This is a genomic window from Streptomyces sp. NPDC025793 (genome assembly GCF_055558375.1).
Window position 1 is genome coordinate 1 of record NZ_JBVHMR010000123.1, and the last position, 3896, is coordinate 3896.

1 protein-coding gene is annotated in these 3896 nt (G+C 70.0%); it reads left to right on the top strand.

Annotation, left to right across the window (positions count from 1 at the left end; all coding sequences use genetic code 11):
* Window positions 1-36 precede the first annotated feature (36 nt).
* On the top strand, window positions 37-3896 hold a 3860-nt coding region (locus ACZ4MF_RS48705), incomplete at its 3' end, for a type I polyketide synthase (protein ID WP_467500860.1).

A 3896-nucleotide genomic window follows, 5' to 3' on the forward strand; every position in this document is an offset into this window, starting at 1 on the left:
ACGCAGGCGGCTGCGGGTGTGGCTGGTGTGATCAAGATGGTGGAGGCGTTGCGGCATGGTGTGTTGCCGGCGACGTTGCATGTGGGTGAGCCGTCCTCACACGTGGACTGGTCGGCAGGAGACGTACGACTGCTCACTGAGCCACGGCAGTGGCCCGACACCGGCCGCCTCCGTGTGGCGGGAGTCTCGGCCTTCGGAGTCAGTGGGACCAATGCACACGTCATCCTGGAACAGGCCCCGATTCCGGAACCTCAGCCCGATGCCCGCCCTGCCACCTTGCCTTCCGCACCGGTGGCCCTGCTGCTCTCCGGCCGGACCGAGGAGGCACTGCGAGCCCAGGCACGTTCTCTCGCGACCTTCGCCGACCGACACCCCGACATCGCACCCGGTCGTGCGGCACTGTCTCTCGCGACGACACGGACGCACTTCGAGCACCGAGCCGTGCTCATCACCGAGAACGGAACCGGTCCGATCGAGGCTCTGAACGCCCTCGCAAATGGCCTCACTTCACCGGACACGATGGTCGGCCAGGACCGTGGAGACTCGCGGCAGGCCTTCCTCTTCTCGGGTCAGGGTGCGCAGCGGTTGGGGATGGGCCGTGAGTTGTACGAGGCCTTCTCGGTGTTCGCGGAGGCTTTCGACGCCGTGTGTGCTTACGTGGGCGCGGAGTTGCGTGATGTGGTCTTCGGTGAGGATGCGGGGCGGCTGGATCGTACGGAGTGGGCGCAGCCCGCGTTGTTCGCGGTCGAGGTGGCGTTGTTCCGGCTGGTGGAGTCGTTCGGGGTGCGTCCGGATGTCTTGATCGGGCACTCGATCGGTGAGATCGCTGCCGCGCATGTGGCGGGTGTGTTGTCGCTGGAGGATGCCTGCGCTCTGGTGGTGGCCCGTGGCCGGCTGATGCAGGAGTTGCCCGCCGGTGGTGTGATGGTGGCGGTGGAGGCTGCCGAGGACGAGGTGCTGCCTCTGCTGGAGGGCCGTGCGGACGAGGTGTCGATCGCCGCGGTCAACGGCCCCCGCGCGGTCGTGATCGCCGGTGTCGAGACCGCTGTCGAGCCCGTCGTTCGAGAGCTCAGGAAGCAGGGTCGGCGTACGTCGCGTCTGCGGGTCTCGCATGCGTTCCACTCGCCGTTGATGGAGCCGATGCTGGATGCGTTCCGTGAGGTGGCGGAGGGTATCGGGTACGGCACTGCGTCGATCCCGGTCGTGTCGAATGTGACCGGACAGCTGGCCGGGGACGGGGAGTTGGCGTCGGCCGGCTACTGGGTGCGGCATGTCCGTGAGGCGGTTCGCTTCGCCGATGGCGTGGCCGCGCTGGCGGCCGAGGGGGTGACGCGTTTCCTGGAGATCGGACCCGACGGCACCCTCACCGCCCTCGCGCAGAGCTGCGTTCCGCACGATGACGACGCCGGTGACGCCCTGTTCGTACCGATGCTCCGCAAGGAGGGTTCCGAGCACCTGACCCTGCTGCGGGCGATGGGGAAGCTGCACGTCGACGGCGGGGAGATCGACTGGGCGGCGGTGTTCGGAGGCGGTGAAGGTGTCGAGCCCGTCGATCTGCCGACGTATCCGTTCCAGCGACAGCGCTATTGGCTCGCCCCGAACGAACCCTCTCCCGGTGGGTCGTTGGGCCCGTCCCGGGTGTCCGCCGTCGTGGACGCCGAGTTCTGGGCGGCCGTGGAGAAGGCGGACCTGCCGGCGCTCGCGGCGGATCTCGACCTCGCGCAGGACACGCTCGGGCCGGTGGTCCCGGCGCTGTCGAAGTGGTACCGCCGCCGACAGGAGCGGGCGGCCGTCGACGCCTTGCGCTACGAGGTGTCCTGGCGGCCACTGACCCGGGACGACGAGATCACACCTGCAAGGGGTGCGACCCACACCGGGAACTGGGCCGTTCTGATCCCGTCCGACGCGGACACCGGGTCACGCGAGACCGCGAACGGCGTCGTCTCCGCTCTCCGCAAGCACGGCCTGACCCCGCACGTCATCGCAGTGGACGCCGCTGATCCCGCGGCCTGTGCCGAGGCACTCGGCGTTCTCGCCGACGGAGCCGAGACGCTCGACGCCCCCCGTGACCTGGACGGAGTCCTCTCGCTCCTCGGATTCGCCGCATCTGCCGAACCGGCGGTAGCGGCGGTAGGGACACTGAACGCGTTGCGGGCGCTGGGTGAATCGCCTTTCCCGGGCGTACGACTCTGGGCAGTCACCCAAGGCGCCGTCGCGGTCGACGGAACCGAACGCGTAGTCCGCACGTCCCACGGTGCCGTATGGGGACTGGGGCGCGTCGCAGCGCTGGAACACCCCGATGTCTGGGGCGGATTGGTCGACCTCCCCGAGAGCGTCGACGAGCGAGCGCACACCCGCCTCGTGCACGCGCTGACGAGCCTTCAGCGGGGCGAGGACCAACTCGCCATCCGCGCTCATGGTGTCTTCGGTCGGCGGCTCGTACAGTCCGCGCCGTTGCCGCAGCACGCTGTCCGCTGGGAGCCGAAGGGGACGGTGCTGATCACCGGGGGTACCGGTGCTCTGGGCGCACAGGTCGCCCGCTGGGCGGTGGAGCGCGGTGCCCGGGACCTCATCCTGGTCAGCCGTAGCGGCGCAGCGGCACCCGGAGCCGACGAGCTGCGTGCCGAGCTGGAACAAGCGGGAGCGCGGGTTACGTTGCGCGCCCTGGACGTCTCGGTCCGCGCGGACCTCGGCTCGCTCCTCGCGGAGTACTCCGTCGATGCCGTCTTCCACACGGCCGGAGTCCTCGACGACGCCACGCTGCTGGCGACGGACGCCGAGCGCATCGAGCGGGTGATGCGCCCCAAGGCATCGGCTGCCTGCCTGCTCGACGAACTGACCCGGGACCGCGATCTTTCCGCGTTCGTCCTCTTCTCCTCGCTGGCCGGGACGGTGGGGAGTCCGGGCCAGGGCGCCTACGCCGCCGCCAACGCGGTCCTGGACGCCCTCGCCGAGCGGCGCCGGGCCGACGGCTTGCCCGTGACCTCTGTCGCCTGGGGGCCGTGGGCAGGGGACGGGATGGCCGTGGAGTCCGGCGGCCGCCGCCGCAACCAGGGCGCCGTGACGGCACTCGCCCCCCAACTCGCCCTGTCCGCCCTCGGGGCGGTACTGGACGCGGGTCTCACCACCCAGTTGGTCGTGGACGCCGACTGGACGCGGTTCGTTCCCGCGTTCACGACGACCCGTCCGAGCGCCCTCCTCTCGCGGCTTGCCGTTCCCGTCGTCACCTCCGCACCGAGCGGTGCCGCGCGCGCCGGCGAGGCCGACGACAGCCTGAGCTCACGCATAGCCGGTCTGCCGCGTGCGGCCGGGCTGCGCCTCGTACTGGACGAGGTGCAGAGGCTCGCGGCCGTCGTGCTGGGCCACGCCGGCGCCGAACAGGTCGGTGCGGAGCGGGCGTTCCGGGATCTGGGTGTGGATTCGTTGATCGCGGTGGAGCTGCGCAACGTCCTGGCCGCGGTCTCGGGCGTCGCGCTCCCCTCGACGGTGGTCTTCGATCATCCGACCCCGCAGGCTCTGGCCGAGTTCCTCTACGGCGAGCTGTTCGGGAACGAGGGTGTCGCTGCTGCCACGTTGGACAGGGCAGCCGTGACCGCGGTGGATGAGCCGGTGGCGATCGTGGGTATGGCGTGCCGTTTCCCCGGTGGTGTGGAGACGCCTGAGGATCTGTGGGATCTGCTGGTCAACGGGCGTGACGGCATCGGCGACTTCCCCACCGACCGCGGCTGGGCCGCGCTGGAGACCGTCTACGACCGTTACGCGAACGAAGACGGCAAGGCCTCCGGATTCGTCCGACAGGGTGGCTTCCTGTCGGGTGTGGGTGGTTTTGATGCGGAGTTCTTCGGGGTGTCGCCGCGTGAGGCGTTGGCGATGGATCCGCAGCAGCGGTTGTTGTT